The following is a 14,515-nucleotide window of genomic DNA, read 5'->3' on the forward strand; positions in this document are numbered from 1 at the left end:
GAGGAGTTATTACAAGGGTGTCAAAACTGCAAAAATGACAAAAGAAATAACTCAACTACATCAATCTAACGACTAAAAAGATGAAAACCTACAAAACAAATGTACCAAAGTGTATTAACAAAAATGTAACAATGTATACATTGTTGCAACCTTGTTCAGGTGTTCAGTTACCCTTCATTTTCAGAAGAGGAAAGGGAGTGTTTGTCTCTATTTTACCGATAAATCGTATTTAGCAACCACGCTATCAATGTAACGATAGCGAAGCGTATTTTTACCTTCGTTGCCTGTACCATGACTCAATGCGCGGTTCATTAGCTTTAATGCTTTATGAAGAGCTTGGCGTTCATCAGCAGATAAGCCCGTTTTAGTGCGTAGTTCGGTGATATCATCAATCAGTAATTTGGCGACATCAAGCTGAACAGCTTCCTCTACTAAGCCATTTTGGGTCAAGACACCATATTTACTGCACAAGAATTGTTGCCACACTTGTTGTAAATGCTCGTCAATTTCAGCGCCAAATAATTCTTCATCTATTGCAAAGCCTTGCTCAGTGAGCTTACTTAATTGTGCCGAATAATGTTGGGCAAAATAATTAAAAGCTTGGCATGATGAGTTAATATCATGTTTGATGATTAGCTGACCCCAACTTGCGGCACCGCGAGGGTAGTAGTCTTGGTATTCTTCGCATTGGTAAATGCCAGAATAAGAGCTGCACTCTAATTGGCTTTGCAAGCAATAACTCGGCTTTGGAAATAGACTACTTTGCTGCCATGCTCCCAGTGTATCTTCATCAATCGAGAGGGTTTGACACAGCTCTTCTGTGGTATAAAAGTAGGTTGCCAAGAATTTAGAAAGTTGCATTATCAGTCACTCACAATAAATACTGTTTATTTGTACAGTATTTAATTTTGTCTTAACTTTGTCCATTTCACAAGTTTTTTATTTATTACGTTACATTACTCGGAAATTGCCTGTGTTTATGATACAACTAGCGCAAATTTTCCAAACATTAAAATAGTTATGCGTAGCCTAGAAACAATTAAACAAGCAAGCTTGATCACTGCAATTAAAACGCCTTACCTAAGCAATGGTGAAATTGATCTTGCCTGCTATGATGACCTTGTTGAACAACAAATCGCAGCGGGTGTTGACGGTATTATCGTAGGTGGTACAACCGGCGAAGGCCAACTAATGAATTGGGAAGAGCACTTGATGCTTATTGCACACAGTGTCAGTAAATTCTCATCTCGTTTACTTATTGTGGGTAACACAGGTAGCAATAACACGCGCGAAGCTATCAAAGCGACAGAATATGGTTTTGCAACGGGAATGGACGCAGCATTGCAAATTAACCCGTATTATGGACGTACTTCATTGGCTGGAGTAAAAGAGCACTTTAAGCGTTTACTTGATATTGGCCCAGCATTTATTTACAACGTAGCAGGGCGCACAGGGCAAGATTTAACCCCTGATATTATTGAACCGTTAGCGCAGCACGAAAACTTTATTGGTGTTAAAGAGTGTGGTGGCAATGAGCGTATTGCACATTACGAAAAACAAGGTATTGCATGCTGGTCAGGTAATGATGATGAAAGCCATGATGCGCGTCATATTTATAACGCACACGGTGTTATTTCAGTGACATCTAACTTGATCCCAGGTTTGTTTCGTCAATTAATGGACGAAAAAAATGATGCATTAAACACCAAGCTACAGCCATTAATGAACTGGTTGTTTTGTGAGCCAAACCCAATCGCAATCAATACAGCATTAATGATGACGGGAGCCGTTAATCCGGTATTCCGCTTACCCTACGTACCATTAGCACCTGCACAACAAGAAGTGGGTTTAGGCTATATTAATGAACTAAATGTTGCTGACATTGTGGGAGATAAAGCTCAACTTTTAGCCGAAAAGGATGTTATTTTACGCTAAAAATGAATTGGCGCTTAATTTTGGATACATTTAAGCGCCAACGTTTTACTTTTTTGTTGCTAATGGGTAAAATTAGCAATCGTTTGGCGTTATAAGAATAAAAGTTGTGAAATTTGTTGTTAATAATTTGTGTTTATGGGTTGCACCCGAGCAGCAAATAGCAGAACTAGGCCAACATACATACTGCGACCTCGACCTCAGTTGGGTTGCACCTATGCAACGGCGAAGACTCAGCCCTTTTATGAAAATGGCCTTGCATACTTTGCAACAAGCACAAGCTGAACATTCACACATTGCTATCAATTTTTCTTCTCGTCATGGTGATCTGCCAAAGACGGCCCATTTGTTACATGCGCTTGTTGAAGAAGAGCCGCTGTCACCTACAGCGTTTGGGCTCAGTGTGCATAATGCTGCGACCGGTATTTTTTCAATTATTAAAAATAACACCGCGCCTATGAATGCGATTGCCGGTGGTCAAGACAGTGTAATAAGCAATCTGATCGATGGGTACGCCCGTATTCAATCTGGTATCGAAAATTGTATTTTAGTAGCGCACACTGAAAGTGTGCTGCCTGAAGAGTATTTACCTTTTGCAGATGAGAAGCAAATCGATCACAGTGTGGCTTTTGTATTATCTCCTTACGTTGAAGGCGAATCTTATTTTGAGTTAACTAAATTATCGGGCAGCACTGATGCCGGTAATACTGACTCAGTTTTACCTTTGAGCATCCAATTAGCACAGGCTTTATCAAGCAAGGAATCCAGTGCACTACTTTCACATCAACAATCAGCTTGGATGCTTCAACATTATGGTGGCTAAACTTTTTCAGCGACTCAATCAAATTTGGCGCATTATCGCAACAGGGTTTTGTTTTGCTGTGTTTGGTGTCGGTGGTGTCGTTTTAACGTTGTTGGTGTTGCCACTTCAGCGAGTGCTTGAACCGTGTAAGCACAAGCAAAAACAAAAAGCGCGTATCACCGTACATTATAGTTTTAAATTTTTTGTTGCTCTGATGCACTACATGGGCGTTATCCATTTTTCTGTTGAAGATAAACAGCGCTTTAGTCAGTTAAAAGGCCAGCTAGTATTGGCAAATCACCCCTCTTTAATTGATGTTGTTGTGCTTATTTCGGTGATTAAACATGCCGATTGTGTGGTGAAGGCGCATTTATTTAAAAACCCATTTATGCGCGGTGTTATAAAAGGGACTGGGTACATTAGCAACGAAGATCCTCAGGAGTTATTAAATGAGTGCGAAGCATCATTGGCTGCGGGCAATAACCTGATAATATTTCCAGAAGGCACGCGAACAACGCCAGGTGATCCCCTTAAGTTTAAACGAGGAGCGGCAAACATAGCTGCGCGCTGCAAAGCACCGATTACATCTGTCATGATCAATATGAAACCAAGTACGTTAACGAAAGACACACCTTGGTATCGTGTTGCTCCTACAAAAGCTCATTTTACTATGCGCTTTGCAAAGCACGCCTTTACAGGCGATAAATTTTATAATAACGAACAACCTGCAATGCAAGCACGCCAACTAACCCGTGATTTACAGCATTACTTTTCAGAGGAACTCAGGCACCTATGACTGAACTAAAGAACCAAATAAAACAACTAATCATTAGCAGCTTAGATCTTGAAGATATTACCGTGGATGATATTGAAAATGATCAACCTCTTTTTGTTGATGGTTTAGGCTTAGACAGCATTGATGCTCTTGAACTTGGTCTTGCAATTAAGAAAGAGTTCAACGTAAAAATTGATGCCAACTCAGAACAAACAAAAGCACATTTTGCATCTGTTGATGCACTCGCTAATTTTATAAACCAACACACATCATAATACAGACTTAGAAGTAGGAAAAAGCATGAAAACCGCTGCTGATATTTACAACGTTTTACAGGGCATTTTAGTTGATGAATTTGAAATTGACGCTGATGACATCAGTTTAAATGCACACCTTTATCAAGATTTAGATCTTGATAGTATTGATGCCGTTGATTTAGTAGTGAAATTGCGTGAAATCACGGGCAAGAAAATTGAACCTGATGCGTTTAAGCAAGTGCGTACAGTTCAAGATGTTGTAAATGAAGTAGAAAAGCTCGTTTCTTAAGCTATTAAGTACAGCTTATGCTTAAAGCAATCGCCACAACATTGGTCTTAGTGTGCTTATCGTTATACCCATTTATTGTGTATTTTGGATTACAGCATGTTTCGATCAAGCAGGTAAGCTTAATTTTAATCGCATTACTTGCGATAAGGTTAATGTTGAGCCAAAAATTGACAAGCACAATGCCTTGGCTCAAACCTGCGTCATTTTTGGCAATTGTGGCGCTTGCGACTACGCCGTTTTTTAATAGCGAATTAGGCTTAAGATTATACCCTGTGATCATTAACACCGTGATGGCGATTACATTTATCTACTCATTGCTACAGGGGCCAACAGTGATTGAAAGTTTCGCCCGATTAAAAGAGCCTGATCTAGATAGTAAGGGAGTAAGGTACACGCGCCAAGTGACCAAAATTTGGAGCGTTTTCTTTATTTTAAACGGCACGGTTGCGCTCTACACCAGTCTATTTGCGTCGTTATCAATGTGGACACTTTACAATGGCTTGGTTGCCTATCTCTTGATAGCTATTTTGATGCTAGTGGAATGGCTAGTTAGACAAAAGGTAAAAAATAATGGTGGCGAGTAACCTACAGTTTCACCCAAATTCAGCGTTTGTTGTTGCAGAAAAACACATAACCCGTGAGCAGTTTTTTGCTGATATCAGTGCGTTTCAACATAAATTAGCGGGATTAAAACCTACCAGCCATGTGGTGTTGTTTCACCCAGATACGTATCAATTTGCTGTGCGTCTATTTGCTCTCGCCTGCAGCGGGCACAATGTTATTTTGCCGCCAAATGGTCAGCCGGAAACGTTGCGCCTCCTGTTAGCGCAGTCGCCTATTTTTGCGGGTGATGCACGTGAATTAAACACCGGCATTGTGTTTAATAATCTTGAGTTAAGCCAACAGCATACTCACAGCCGTTTGCCACGCTTACAGTGGCCAACGAAAACCGCCGTTATTTTTTATACTTCGGGCTCTTCAGGGCAATCTAAGCCGGTAGTGAAGCCATGGCGGGTACTCAACCGTGAGTTATCTGTTCTGTCTATGGCGTTTGATTTGCCAAGCCAGTTTACATTTTTGGCGACAGTTTCTCATCAGCATATTTATGGTCTGTTATTTCGTTTACTCTGGCCACTTGTAAAAGGGCAGGTTATTGACAGTGAACAAATTCAATATCCAGAACACATAGCGCAAAAGTTGCAGCATATTCAGCATGCTGTGCTTGTATCAAGCCCCGCGCAGTTAGGCAGATTGTGCATGGATAATGTACTGATACCAGAGCGCGCAAGGTTGACATGGTTATTTTCATCGGGTGGTCCTTTAAATAACGAACAAGCCGAAATGTTGTGTGAGCAACTTGCACGACCGGTAACTCAAGTGTTTGGCAGCACTGAAACGGGGGGAATTGCTTATCGGCAAGTCACTCAAGCCGCTGTCGATGTACCTTGGCAGCCTTTTAATGGTAACCATTTGTCAGTTAACCATGAAGGACGCTTAATGCTTGACTCATCTATATTAGAACATGCGAATTACCCATTAGATGACAGAGCCATTGTGCATAGTAATGGGCAATTTAAGCTCCTTGGGCGTATTGATAGAACCATTAAAATAGAAGAAAAACGCTTAAACCTTGATGAGCTAGAATGCTTTTTACTCAGTCACGAGTGGGTGAAAGAGGCTAAGCTGGTGGTTCTGCCAAGCAAACGAGTTCAAATTGGGGCTGTCGTTGTGCTCACGGATAAGGCCAGTCATGAACTTGAAGAACATGGTAAATTAGTCATAAATCGTACCCTGCAAGCGTATTTGTCAAACCGATTTGAGCGTGTTTGTTTACCTCGCAAGTGGCGCTATATCGATGCATTACCTTTTAACAGTCAAGCAAAGTTGAGTTTAAAAACACTGGAGCAGTATTTTGCCAAGCCTGAATAAAGTCACCCCACAGGTGGCGGTTTTATCGCAAACAGAGCATCGCGTTAGTCTAGCGTTAACGATTACGGCTGATTTAGATTATTTTCGAGGGCACTTCCCTGATGCTCCCATTTTAGCTGGGGTTGTGCAGTTAGATTGGGCTGTGAAATATGCGCAGCAGTACCTTGGGTTTGGTCCACAGGTGCAAGATCTAGAAGTGTTAAAGTTTCAGGTCGTCACCACGCCAAATATGACCGTAAATTTAACCCTTGAGCGCAACGCTAAAGGCAAATGTGTATTTAGTTATCAATCAGATAAAGGCCAGCATGCGTCTGGTCGAATTGTGTTTTGCGAATAAACAATGAATCAATTTTGTATTGTCATTCCTAATTATAACCACACCCATGCTATCGCAAGCGTGATTTTAGAACTCAATGCATTAAAACTACCGATTATTATGGTGGATGATGGGAGTTGCGATGATGCAAAGCAAGTGTTTGCGTCTTTACAGCAACAATATGACGATTTAACGGTACTTACACACGCAGAAAATCAGGGCAAAGGCGGCGCTGTACAAACTGGGTTGTTATATGCGCATGAACACGGCTTTAGTCATGCAATTCAGGTGGATGCTGATGGTCAGCATTCACTAGACGATATTGCTAAACTCATTGAGTTAAGTAATAACGAGCCAAACAATGTAATCAGTGGTTGTCCAATATATGACAGCTCAGTACCAAAACATCGTTACTTGAGTCGATACATCACTCACTTTTGGGTGTGGGTTGAAACATTGAGCTTTGATATTGTCGATTCAATGTGTGGTTTTAGGGTGTACCCACTCACCGCAGTAAAGCAATTAATGGCAAAGCAAGCGCTTGGCAAACGCATGGACTTTGATATTGAAATATTGGTCAGACTTTACTGGCAAGGTGTCAAGGTTACCTTCTTACCCACTCAAGTTATTTACCCCGAAAACGGCGTTTCTCACTTTCGCGCTTTACATGATAATTTGGGTATTTCATGGCTTCACACGCGTTTGTTCTTTGGCATGCTGTTACGTTCGCCCCTACTTATTTGGCGAAAGGTGGTGGGTTAATGGCTGCAAAGCACTGGTCAAAAATGCAAGAGCGCGGCAATCGACTGGGTATGCAAATATTGTTATTTAGCTATCGCATATTGGGTCGAAAAGGGCTCTGGATTATCCTTTTTCCTGTGGTGTTTTATTTATTTTTAACAGGTAAAACCGCGCGCCGCGCATCCTATGCCTTTTTAACGCAAGTACGCAAAGTTAATGGTAATGACAAAGTAGTGACGTGGCGAGACAGCTTTCGACACTTTCGTTGTTTTGCGGACAGCGCCTTTGACAAAATCGATGCGTGGCTTGCGCGTATACCCCAAAGTAATATTTCTTATACCAATGAGGCGTTGTTCATAGAGCTTGATGAACACGCGCAAGGTGCCATTTTTATTGGTTCACACTTGGGTAATTTAGAGGTGTGCCGCGCTTTAAGTCAGCACCGCTCAAGTAAAGTGATTAATGTATTGGTATTTACGCATCATGCCGTGGAATTTAATAAACTTTTAAAAAGTATCAATCCAGATGTCGCAATTAACCTAATTCAAGTGACAGACTTAGGCCCTGATATGGCAATAATGCTTAAAGATAAAGTTGAGCAAGGCGAAATAGTTGTTATTGTGGGCGATAGAACCAGTACGACAACAGCGGGGCGTGTCATCGAGGCCGATTTTTTAGAAAAACCAGCTCCTTTTTCTCAAGGTCCATTTATTCTAGCTGCGTTATTAGATTGCCCTGTTTTTCATTTGTTTTGTTTAAAAGATAAGACGGCCGATGGCAAAGTATTTTATCGTGTTATTTTTGAAAAATACACGGATAAACTTGTTCTACCGCGTAAAACAAGGCAACAGACATTACACAAGATTGTCAGCGATTATGCTCAAAGGCTAAGCTATTACGCTGCCGCATACCCATATCAATGGTTTAATTTTTATGACTTTTGGCAAAATGACGAGCACGTGTCTCGCGACCAAAACAAGGAGAACTAAGGTGCCAGAGCACTCTACTACAACATTTGGCAAGCAACGTTTATCTATCGAAGATATTGTTCATATTGCGTTAGAGCAAGGAGCTGTCGCGTTAACTTCAGACAATCAATTTGCCAAGAAAATCGACAGTGCTGTAGCATTTTTAGACAAGCTTTTGGAAGATGATGGCGTTATATATGGCGTAACTACGGGCTACGGCGATTCTGTGACCGTTAAAGTGCCGCTTGATTTGGTGAATGAATTACCTCTTCATCTTACTCGTTTTCATGGTTGCGGTATGGGAAGTATGTTTACCCCTGAGCAAGGACGTGCCATTTTAGCCACGCGATTAGCGTCACTTTCACAAGGGTATTCAGGTGTTAGCTGGGACATGCTTAACCTGCTAAAAGACTTTTTAAATCACAATATCGTACCGGTTATTCCACAAGAAGGCTCAGTGGGAGCAAGTGGCGATTTAACGCCATTGTCATACGTTGCTGGTGCGATGGTCGGTGAGCGCGACGTATACTATCAAGGCGAAATTAAAAACAGCTTAGAAGTGATGAAATCATTGGGTTTAACCCCATTGAAACTGCGCCCTAAAGAAGGGTTGGCAGTGATGAATGGCACTGCAGTTATGACTGCGCTGGCGTGTTTAGCCTTCGACAGAGCGGCGTATTTAGCGCAATTAACTAGCCGTATTACGGCACTTGCCAGCCTTGCTTTGAAAGGGAATAGCCACCACTTTGATGACATACTATTTTCTGTAAAACCTCACCCCGGGCAACAGCAGGTTGCAGCGTGGATCAGAGGGGATTTAAATCATGTTGAACACCCTCGAAATGCTGATCGCTTACAAGACCGTTATTCAATTCGCTGTGCGCCTCATGTGATTGGTGTACTGCAAGATAGCCTGCCATGGTTCAGGCAAATGATTGAAAATGAACTTAATTCGGCAAATGATAATCCCATTATCGATGGTGAGGGAGAGCATGTGCTCCATGGCGGTCATTTCTACGGCGGCCATATAGCAATGGTAATGGATACAATGAAAACGGCGGTTGCTAATTTAGCTGATTTAGCCGATCGTCAAATTGCGTCGTTAGTTGATACGCGTTACAACAACGGTTTGCCATCGAACTTATCGGGCAGTAACGACGAACGTCGTTATATTAACCACGGCTTTAAAGCTGTGCAAATTGGTGCCAGTGCTTATACGGCTGAAGCATTAAAGCTGACTATGCCAGCGAGTGTGTTTTCACGCTCAACCGAGTGTCATAACCAAGATAAAGTGAGCATGGGTACGATTGCTGCGCGCGATTGTTTGCGTATTTTACAGCTTACAGAACAAGTGATTGCAAGCACGCTGTTAGCAAGCATTCAGGGTTTACGTTTGCGTATTGCACAAGGCGAGCTTGAATTTACTAGTTTAACGGCCGATGTGCAGGCCATGTATCAAGATATTAGTGAGTTTTTCCCACTGCTTGATGAAGACCGCCCTTTAGAAGCCGTATTACGTTTTACTGTTGATGCGATTCAAACTAAACGATGGAGTTTATATGCATAGTCGTGGCGCATTATTAAGCACCCATGTAGAGATTGAAATTCCTTTTCATGATTGCGATCCAATGAATGTGGTATGGCATGGTAATTACCCGCGTTACTTGGAAGTAGCGCGGTGTGAATTACTGCGTTTATTTGATTATGACTATTTGCAAATGCAGGCGTCGGGTTATGCATGGCCAATCATTGATATGCACATTAAGTATGTGGGCTCAGCATTGTTTACTCAAAAAATTAGGGTTGATGCGTATTTAAAAGAGTACGAAACTCGCTTACGTATTGATTATGTTATTAGCGATGTCGCAACGGGGAAAAAGCTCACCAAAGCAACGACGATTCAGGTGGCGGTTGATATTGAGTCTAAAGACATGCAATTTGTGTCTCCCCCCGTGTTGCATGACAAGCTGCAAAAGGTGATGTAATGCGAAATAGCCTATTAATGTTACTGTGTTTTATGATGGCTTGGCCACTTATGGCAAACCAAGTTGGTCTGAAGCAAGGTACCTTTAGCCAAGAAAAACATTTCAAAGGTTTCACTAAGCCGTTTATATCTGAAGGGCTATTCAAACTTACTGAGCAAGGACTTATTTGGCAAGTAGAGTCACCCATAAAAAGTAAACTAGTCATAAAACAAGGCCAAGTTTATACCTATAATGAGCGTGGTGAAGCGCAATTACAAAAAGGTGCCGAGCCATATGTAGCCCTTTTACAAGCGATTATAAAGCACGATAAAGCGGCGCTGGCTTTACAGTTTGATACCCGTGAACACGCTGACAATGATTGCCAATTATTACTTCCTAACGATGAAACGCTCCAGCAGATTTTTAGCCAGTTTACAGTGTGCGCTGATGAAAAAAACGTTAACAGCGTGCGTTTACAAGAGATAAATGGCAATGTTACGTTACTGCGCTTTTCATACCCACAAGATGGAAGCCCACAGTGAAAGTTTGGGGGGTAACACTGGGTTGGTTAACAGTAATGGCGAGCTTATTGGTTGCTGTATTTGTCATAAAACAGCCCGCCTTAAATAATGATATTTTGGCATTACTTCCCCAGTCAGAACCTAGACTCCAACAGCTCGAAACGCACTTTTTTGCCAGTAACAAACAGCAATTAAGCTTTTCATTTTCGGGTGAAAATAAAGAGCAAGCTTACGATGAAATGGTTGCATGGTTAGCTAAAAAAAATATCACACCGCGCTTTAGCGTCCCCAAGGTCGAACAGCTTGCCACGTTCTATAGTCAATATGCGGGCAACTTGCTGACTCCAAGCTATCAGCATGCATTAACTGATGCGAGTCGTTTTCAGCACTACTATTTTAGTCAATTGAGTAAAGTGGCCGATCCTTTTGTATCGAGTACGATTAATCTGGATCCGAGTTTAAGTACCGCAGAATTTTTAACCTCGGTAATCACACAATTACAGCAATTTGAAATGTCAGATGGCCGCATTAGTATTCGCCATTTAGATAATGACTATTTGATGTTGTTTGTACACGCAGCCGATAATGCATTTTCGATAGACCAAGCAGTGGCATTAAATGATGATGTGCTCGCTCAACTTGCCCAACTACATACGAATTACCCACACACCAGTATACATTATTCAGGTGCTTTATTTCATACCGCAGAAAATGCACAACAAGCAAAATTTGAAATGACCTTGTTCGGGACTTTGAGCTTAATCGCGCTGATTATTATGGTGGTTTGGGTTTTCAGGTCGTTTAACGCATTATGGCTTGCTTCTGTGACGGTTATCAGCGCAGCGCTTGGTGGCAGCATAGCCTTGGCTATCTTTTTTGCTGAGATTCATGTGTTAACGCTTGTTTTTGCGGTGACCTTAATTGGTATTGCAATTGATTACGCATTTCATAGCATGCTGGACTTAACAACGCATAAAAATGGCTTTAGTCGGGGCCTTAAACTTGCTCTTTTGTTGTCTTTAGTGACGACAACATTAGGCTATGCGAGTTTATTTTTCTCGCCTGTGCAGTTATTAACTCAGGTTGGGGTTTTTGTTGTAGCAGGACTGATAACCGCGTGGCTCACTACACGGCTTTTACTCCCTAGTTGGCAAGCAAGACTCACAATCAGTGTTGAGGCAGGAAAATTTGCGGAAAAATTAAGTGCCCTGCTTAAGTCTATTCATCGGCAAAAAGTCGCGATCATCTTGCTACTGCTCGTTAGCCTCAGTGTGTTTTCGCTGTTAAAACCTCCCGTATTAAATGATGATGTGAAGCTGCTCAATGCAAGTCCTCAAGTGCTTATGAACAACGAAGCCTTGCACATGTCTTTATTAGGTAAAGATAATGGGCAAATAATGATCATGTTTGCCGAAAATGCTGAGCAGCTTTTACTTAAACAAGAAGCACTAAAAGTTAAAATTAAGCAGCAAGGTGGTCAGGCATTGATGCTCAGTGACCTTGTGCCGAGTGCAAGTACACAACAAAAAAATAACAATGAGATGCGTGTGCATCACGCATCACTCGATGTTGTCACACAATTGACAGGCAGTCCTTTAGTGTTGTCAGATTCAATCCTTACTCTGGACGCTGCACTAAACTCACCGTTAGGTCCTCTTATTGCTAATCAAGTGATCTTAAACAACGAATTTGCTGCAAGCTGGTTTATGGTTACGGGTATCGATAAAACGCAATTAGCTGAGTGGGCTCGCGCTGAAAGCGAGCTGCTAATGTACGATAAAGTGGCTATGATAACTGCGGGGCTAGAGGATTACTCACACTCGTTATTAGTAACCATTGCAATCGCTATCACGTTTGCCATGTTATTGTTTGCCTTAAAGTTTGGTTTTAAAGTCGCTTACCAGCAAGGGTTAATATTGGGGTTAACATTAGCAGCCGTTTTACTGCTTTGTAGTGCAATTCAAACACAATTATCAATATTTAACTTATTGGGATGCTTGCTTATTTTAGCGCTCGCAATCGACTATTTAGTGTTTTATCAAATCAATAAGTTAACCCCGAGCAATGTATTAGCGATTAGCTTATCTGCCGCCTCTTCTATGTGGGTATTTGGTATGCTAGCGGTATCAAAAACGCCCGCTATTTTTAGTTTTGGTTTAACCGTGTTAGTGGGGCTGATTTGCATTTATTTGTTAGCGCCGCTCTGTGTCGCATTACCTAATAATAAGGAAAAATAATAGGTGAATAATCAGATTCAACAGGCAGATGTCGTCATTATTGGCGCAGGGCCTTCGGGTGCCGTTGCAGCCAGTTTACTGGTGAATAAAGGCTGGCGTGTCGTGGTGCTAGAACAACAAGTATTCCCTCGATTTTCAATTGGTGAAAGCTTACTGCCACAGTGTATGCACTTTCTTGCAGAAGCAAACTTAGCTGAGAGTGTTAAAGAGCAAGCTGACACGTTGGGCTTCCAATTTAAAAATGGTGCTGCATTTCAACGTCGAGGCGAGCATACGGCGATTGACTTTACCGAAAAATTTACTCAAGGCCCTGGTACGACATTTCAAGTAAAACGGGCCGATTTTGATAAGTGTTTAGCAGATGGCGCAATGGAACAAGGGGCTGAAATTCGTTATCAGCACAGCGTCATAGAGTACACAGACCATGGCGATGGTGCTTTACTCACCGTTGTTGATGAAAAAAATCAACGCTACCAAATAAAAGGGCGGTTTGTATTAGACGCCAGTGGTTTTGGCCGCGTATTACCACGTTTACTTGATTTAGAAACGCCATCAAATTTTCCTGTACGCTGGGCGTATTTCAGTCATTTTGAAGACAATATTACTGATGATAAATTTGATCGCGAAAAAATCCTGATCAATGTGCATCCAAAACATAACGATATTTGGTATTGGCTTATTCCATTCAGCGATGGGACTGCCAGTATCGGTGTGGTTGGAAAACCTAGCCAATTTGAAGACACAGCGCCTTTAGCTTGTTTAAATGAGTTTATTGAGCAAGATACGTATTTAAGTGAATTACTTGCACGTAGAGTTGCAATTGGCGAAGCACGAACAATTAAAGGATACTCAGCCAATGTAGTCTCGCTTCATGGGGAACACTTTGCGTTACTGGGCAATGCGGGTGAGTTTTTAGATCCGGTGTTTTCATCGGGAGTCACAATAGCGTTAAAATCGGCATCATTAGTTGCGCCATTAGTCGATGACTACTTACAGGGCAAACAGGTTGATTTTCAAGCACAGTACAGTGAGCCATTGCAGCAGGGTGTAAACTGTTTTCGAACTTATGTGGCTGCTTGGTATGATACTTCGTTTCAAGATGTGATTTTTTACAGTGAACAAAACCAGCAAGTACGAGAAATGATCAGTGCTATTTTGGCAGGGTACGCGTGGGACCTTGATAATCCATTTGTAAAACAAAGCGAGCGACGCTTGAATACCTTGGTTGAGCTATGTCGAGATTAAAAACGTTAGTCATTGCAGCAATGGTGCTGTTATTAGCAAGCTGTGCAAGTGAGTTTGCAGTTAAAACAGGGGTGGATCTTGCTCCCAATGCGGGGATTTATTTAATGGATCCGCCTGCTTCATTTGTTGCAGATAATTGGCAGCAGGTGTTAGAAGTCAGTCACAACGATGAAAGCCACACGTTACTAGCACAGCTCGATATTAACAGTCTTAGTGGAATTAACCTCGTGGTAATGACCGCACAAGGAGTGCCTGTTTTTCAATTGGAAAAAGCGATTTCAGGGCCCGTTAAAAGTAAAAAAATGCTGCCAATTGAGCGTCTTGATCCGCGCTATATTTTGGCCGATATAATGCTTGTGCATTGGCCTGTGGAAGTACTCAGTTCGCAGCTTTATGGTTTAAAAATAGTTGCAAAAGACTCAAAGCGTTTGCTTTATAAAGGTGATGAGTTGATTTGTGAGATCCGTTTTTTAGAAGAAAAAACCGAGCTCGTAAATTATCAGCGAAACTACAAAATAATATTTCAAAGGGTTAATTGA

Annotated in this window: 17 protein-coding genes; 16 read left to right on the plus strand and 1 reads right to left on the minus strand. The window is 41.7% G+C overall.

Features of this window, described 5'->3' with window-relative positions:
- Positions 1–207 precede the first annotated feature (207 nt).
- A complete protein-coding gene (locus ACSSVW_RS00930; RefSeq protein ID WP_036972129.1) occupies positions 208–861 on the minus strand; it encodes a DUF6058 family natural product biosynthesis protein in 654 nt (217 codons plus the stop codon).
- Between the two features lie 159 nt (positions 862–1,020).
- On the opposite strand from ACSSVW_RS00930, the gene dapA reads away from it, so the two are divergent.
- The 16 genes from dapA (at position 1,021) to ACSSVW_RS01010 (ending at position 14,515) form a co-directional block, all read left to right on the plus strand.
- Positions 1,021–1,935: a 4-hydroxy-tetrahydrodipicolinate synthase gene (gene dapA, locus ACSSVW_RS00935; protein ID WP_074988758.1), complete on the plus strand. Its 915-nt coding sequence runs from the start codon at positions 1,021–1,023 to the stop codon at positions 1,933–1,935.
- Positions 1,936–2,041: 106 nt separating this feature from the next.
- Positions 2,042–2,755: a beta-ketoacyl synthase chain length factor gene (locus ACSSVW_RS00940; RefSeq protein ID WP_074988759.1), complete on the plus strand. Its 714-nt coding sequence runs from the start codon at positions 2,042–2,044 to the stop codon at positions 2,753–2,755.
- On the plus strand, positions 2,745–3,530 hold the full coding sequence (locus ACSSVW_RS00945) for a lysophospholipid acyltransferase family protein (RefSeq protein WP_036972125.1): 786 nt from the start codon (positions 2,745–2,747) through the stop codon (positions 3,528–3,530). The genes ACSSVW_RS00940 and ACSSVW_RS00945 overlap by 11 nt, the downstream gene beginning before the upstream one ends.
- Positions 3,527–3,784: a phosphopantetheine-binding protein gene (locus ACSSVW_RS00950; RefSeq protein ID WP_036972123.1), complete on the plus strand. Its 258-nt coding sequence runs from the start codon at positions 3,527–3,529 to the stop codon at positions 3,782–3,784. Before ACSSVW_RS00945 ends, ACSSVW_RS00950 begins: the two co-directional genes overlap by 4 nt.
- Positions 3,785–3,809: 25 nt before the next feature.
- Positions 3,810–4,055, plus strand: a complete 246-nt coding sequence (locus ACSSVW_RS00955) for an acyl carrier protein (protein ID WP_454178646.1) — start codon at positions 3,810–3,812, stop codon at positions 4,053–4,055.
- Positions 4,056–4,072: 17 nt separating this feature from the next.
- Entirely contained in the window at positions 4,073–4,639 is a 567-nt protein-coding gene (locus tag ACSSVW_RS00960) for a hypothetical protein (protein WP_454178647.1), read from the plus strand.
- Positions 4,626–5,984 carry an AMP-binding protein gene (locus ACSSVW_RS00965; protein WP_454178648.1) on the plus strand — a complete coding sequence of 453 codons (1,359 nt, stop codon included), beginning with the start codon at positions 4,626–4,628 and terminating at the stop codon, positions 5,982–5,984. The genes ACSSVW_RS00960 and ACSSVW_RS00965 overlap by 14 nt, the downstream gene beginning before the upstream one ends.
- Positions 5,968–6,321 (plus strand): ApeI family dehydratase, encoded by a 354-nt coding sequence (locus ACSSVW_RS00970; protein WP_051501863.1) that lies wholly within the window; start codon positions 5,968–5,970, stop codon positions 6,319–6,321. Before ACSSVW_RS00965 ends, ACSSVW_RS00970 begins: the two co-directional genes overlap by 17 nt.
- Positions 6,322–6,324: 3 nt before the next feature.
- Positions 6,325–7,062 carry a glycosyltransferase family 2 protein gene (locus tag ACSSVW_RS00975; RefSeq protein ID WP_454178649.1) on the plus strand — a complete coding sequence of 246 codons (738 nt, stop codon included), beginning with the start codon at positions 6,325–6,327 and terminating at the stop codon, positions 7,060–7,062.
- Positions 7,062–8,030 carry an acyltransferase gene (locus ACSSVW_RS00980; RefSeq protein ID WP_454178806.1) on the plus strand — a complete coding sequence of 323 codons (969 nt, stop codon included), beginning with the start codon at positions 7,062–7,064 and terminating at the stop codon, positions 8,028–8,030. The genes ACSSVW_RS00975 and ACSSVW_RS00980 overlap by 1 nt, the downstream gene beginning before the upstream one ends.
- A 1-nt stretch (position 8,031) precedes the next feature.
- A complete protein-coding gene (locus ACSSVW_RS00985; RefSeq protein WP_036972108.1) occupies positions 8,032–9,576 on the plus strand; it encodes an HAL/PAL/TAL family ammonia-lyase in 1,545 nt (514 codons plus the stop codon).
- On the plus strand, positions 9,569–9,994 hold the full coding sequence (locus ACSSVW_RS00990; RefSeq protein WP_036972107.1) for an acyl-CoA thioesterase: 426 nt from the start codon (positions 9,569–9,571) through the stop codon (positions 9,992–9,994). The genes ACSSVW_RS00985 and ACSSVW_RS00990 overlap by 8 nt, the downstream gene beginning before the upstream one ends.
- A complete protein-coding gene (locus ACSSVW_RS00995) occupies positions 9,994–10,515 on the plus strand; it encodes an outer membrane lipoprotein carrier protein LolA (RefSeq protein ID WP_074988763.1) in 522 nt (173 codons plus the stop codon). Before ACSSVW_RS00990 ends, ACSSVW_RS00995 begins: the two co-directional genes overlap by 1 nt.
- Positions 10,512–12,731, plus strand: a complete 2,220-nt coding sequence (locus ACSSVW_RS01000) for a transporter (protein ID WP_454178650.1) — start codon at positions 10,512–10,514, stop codon at positions 12,729–12,731. Before ACSSVW_RS00995 ends, ACSSVW_RS01000 begins: the two co-directional genes overlap by 4 nt.
- Before the next feature lie 3 nt (positions 12,732–12,734).
- Positions 12,735–13,976, plus strand: a complete 1,242-nt coding sequence (locus ACSSVW_RS01005; RefSeq protein WP_454178651.1) for an NAD(P)/FAD-dependent oxidoreductase — start codon at positions 12,735–12,737, stop codon at positions 13,974–13,976.
- Complete coding sequence (locus ACSSVW_RS01010) at positions 13,964–14,515, plus strand: DUF3261 domain-containing protein (protein WP_454178652.1); 552 nt, start codon at positions 13,964–13,966, stop codon at positions 14,513–14,515. Before ACSSVW_RS01005 ends, ACSSVW_RS01010 begins: the two co-directional genes overlap by 13 nt.

The sequence above is a fragment of the Pseudoalteromonas sp. MBR-15 genome (assembly GCF_053628915.1).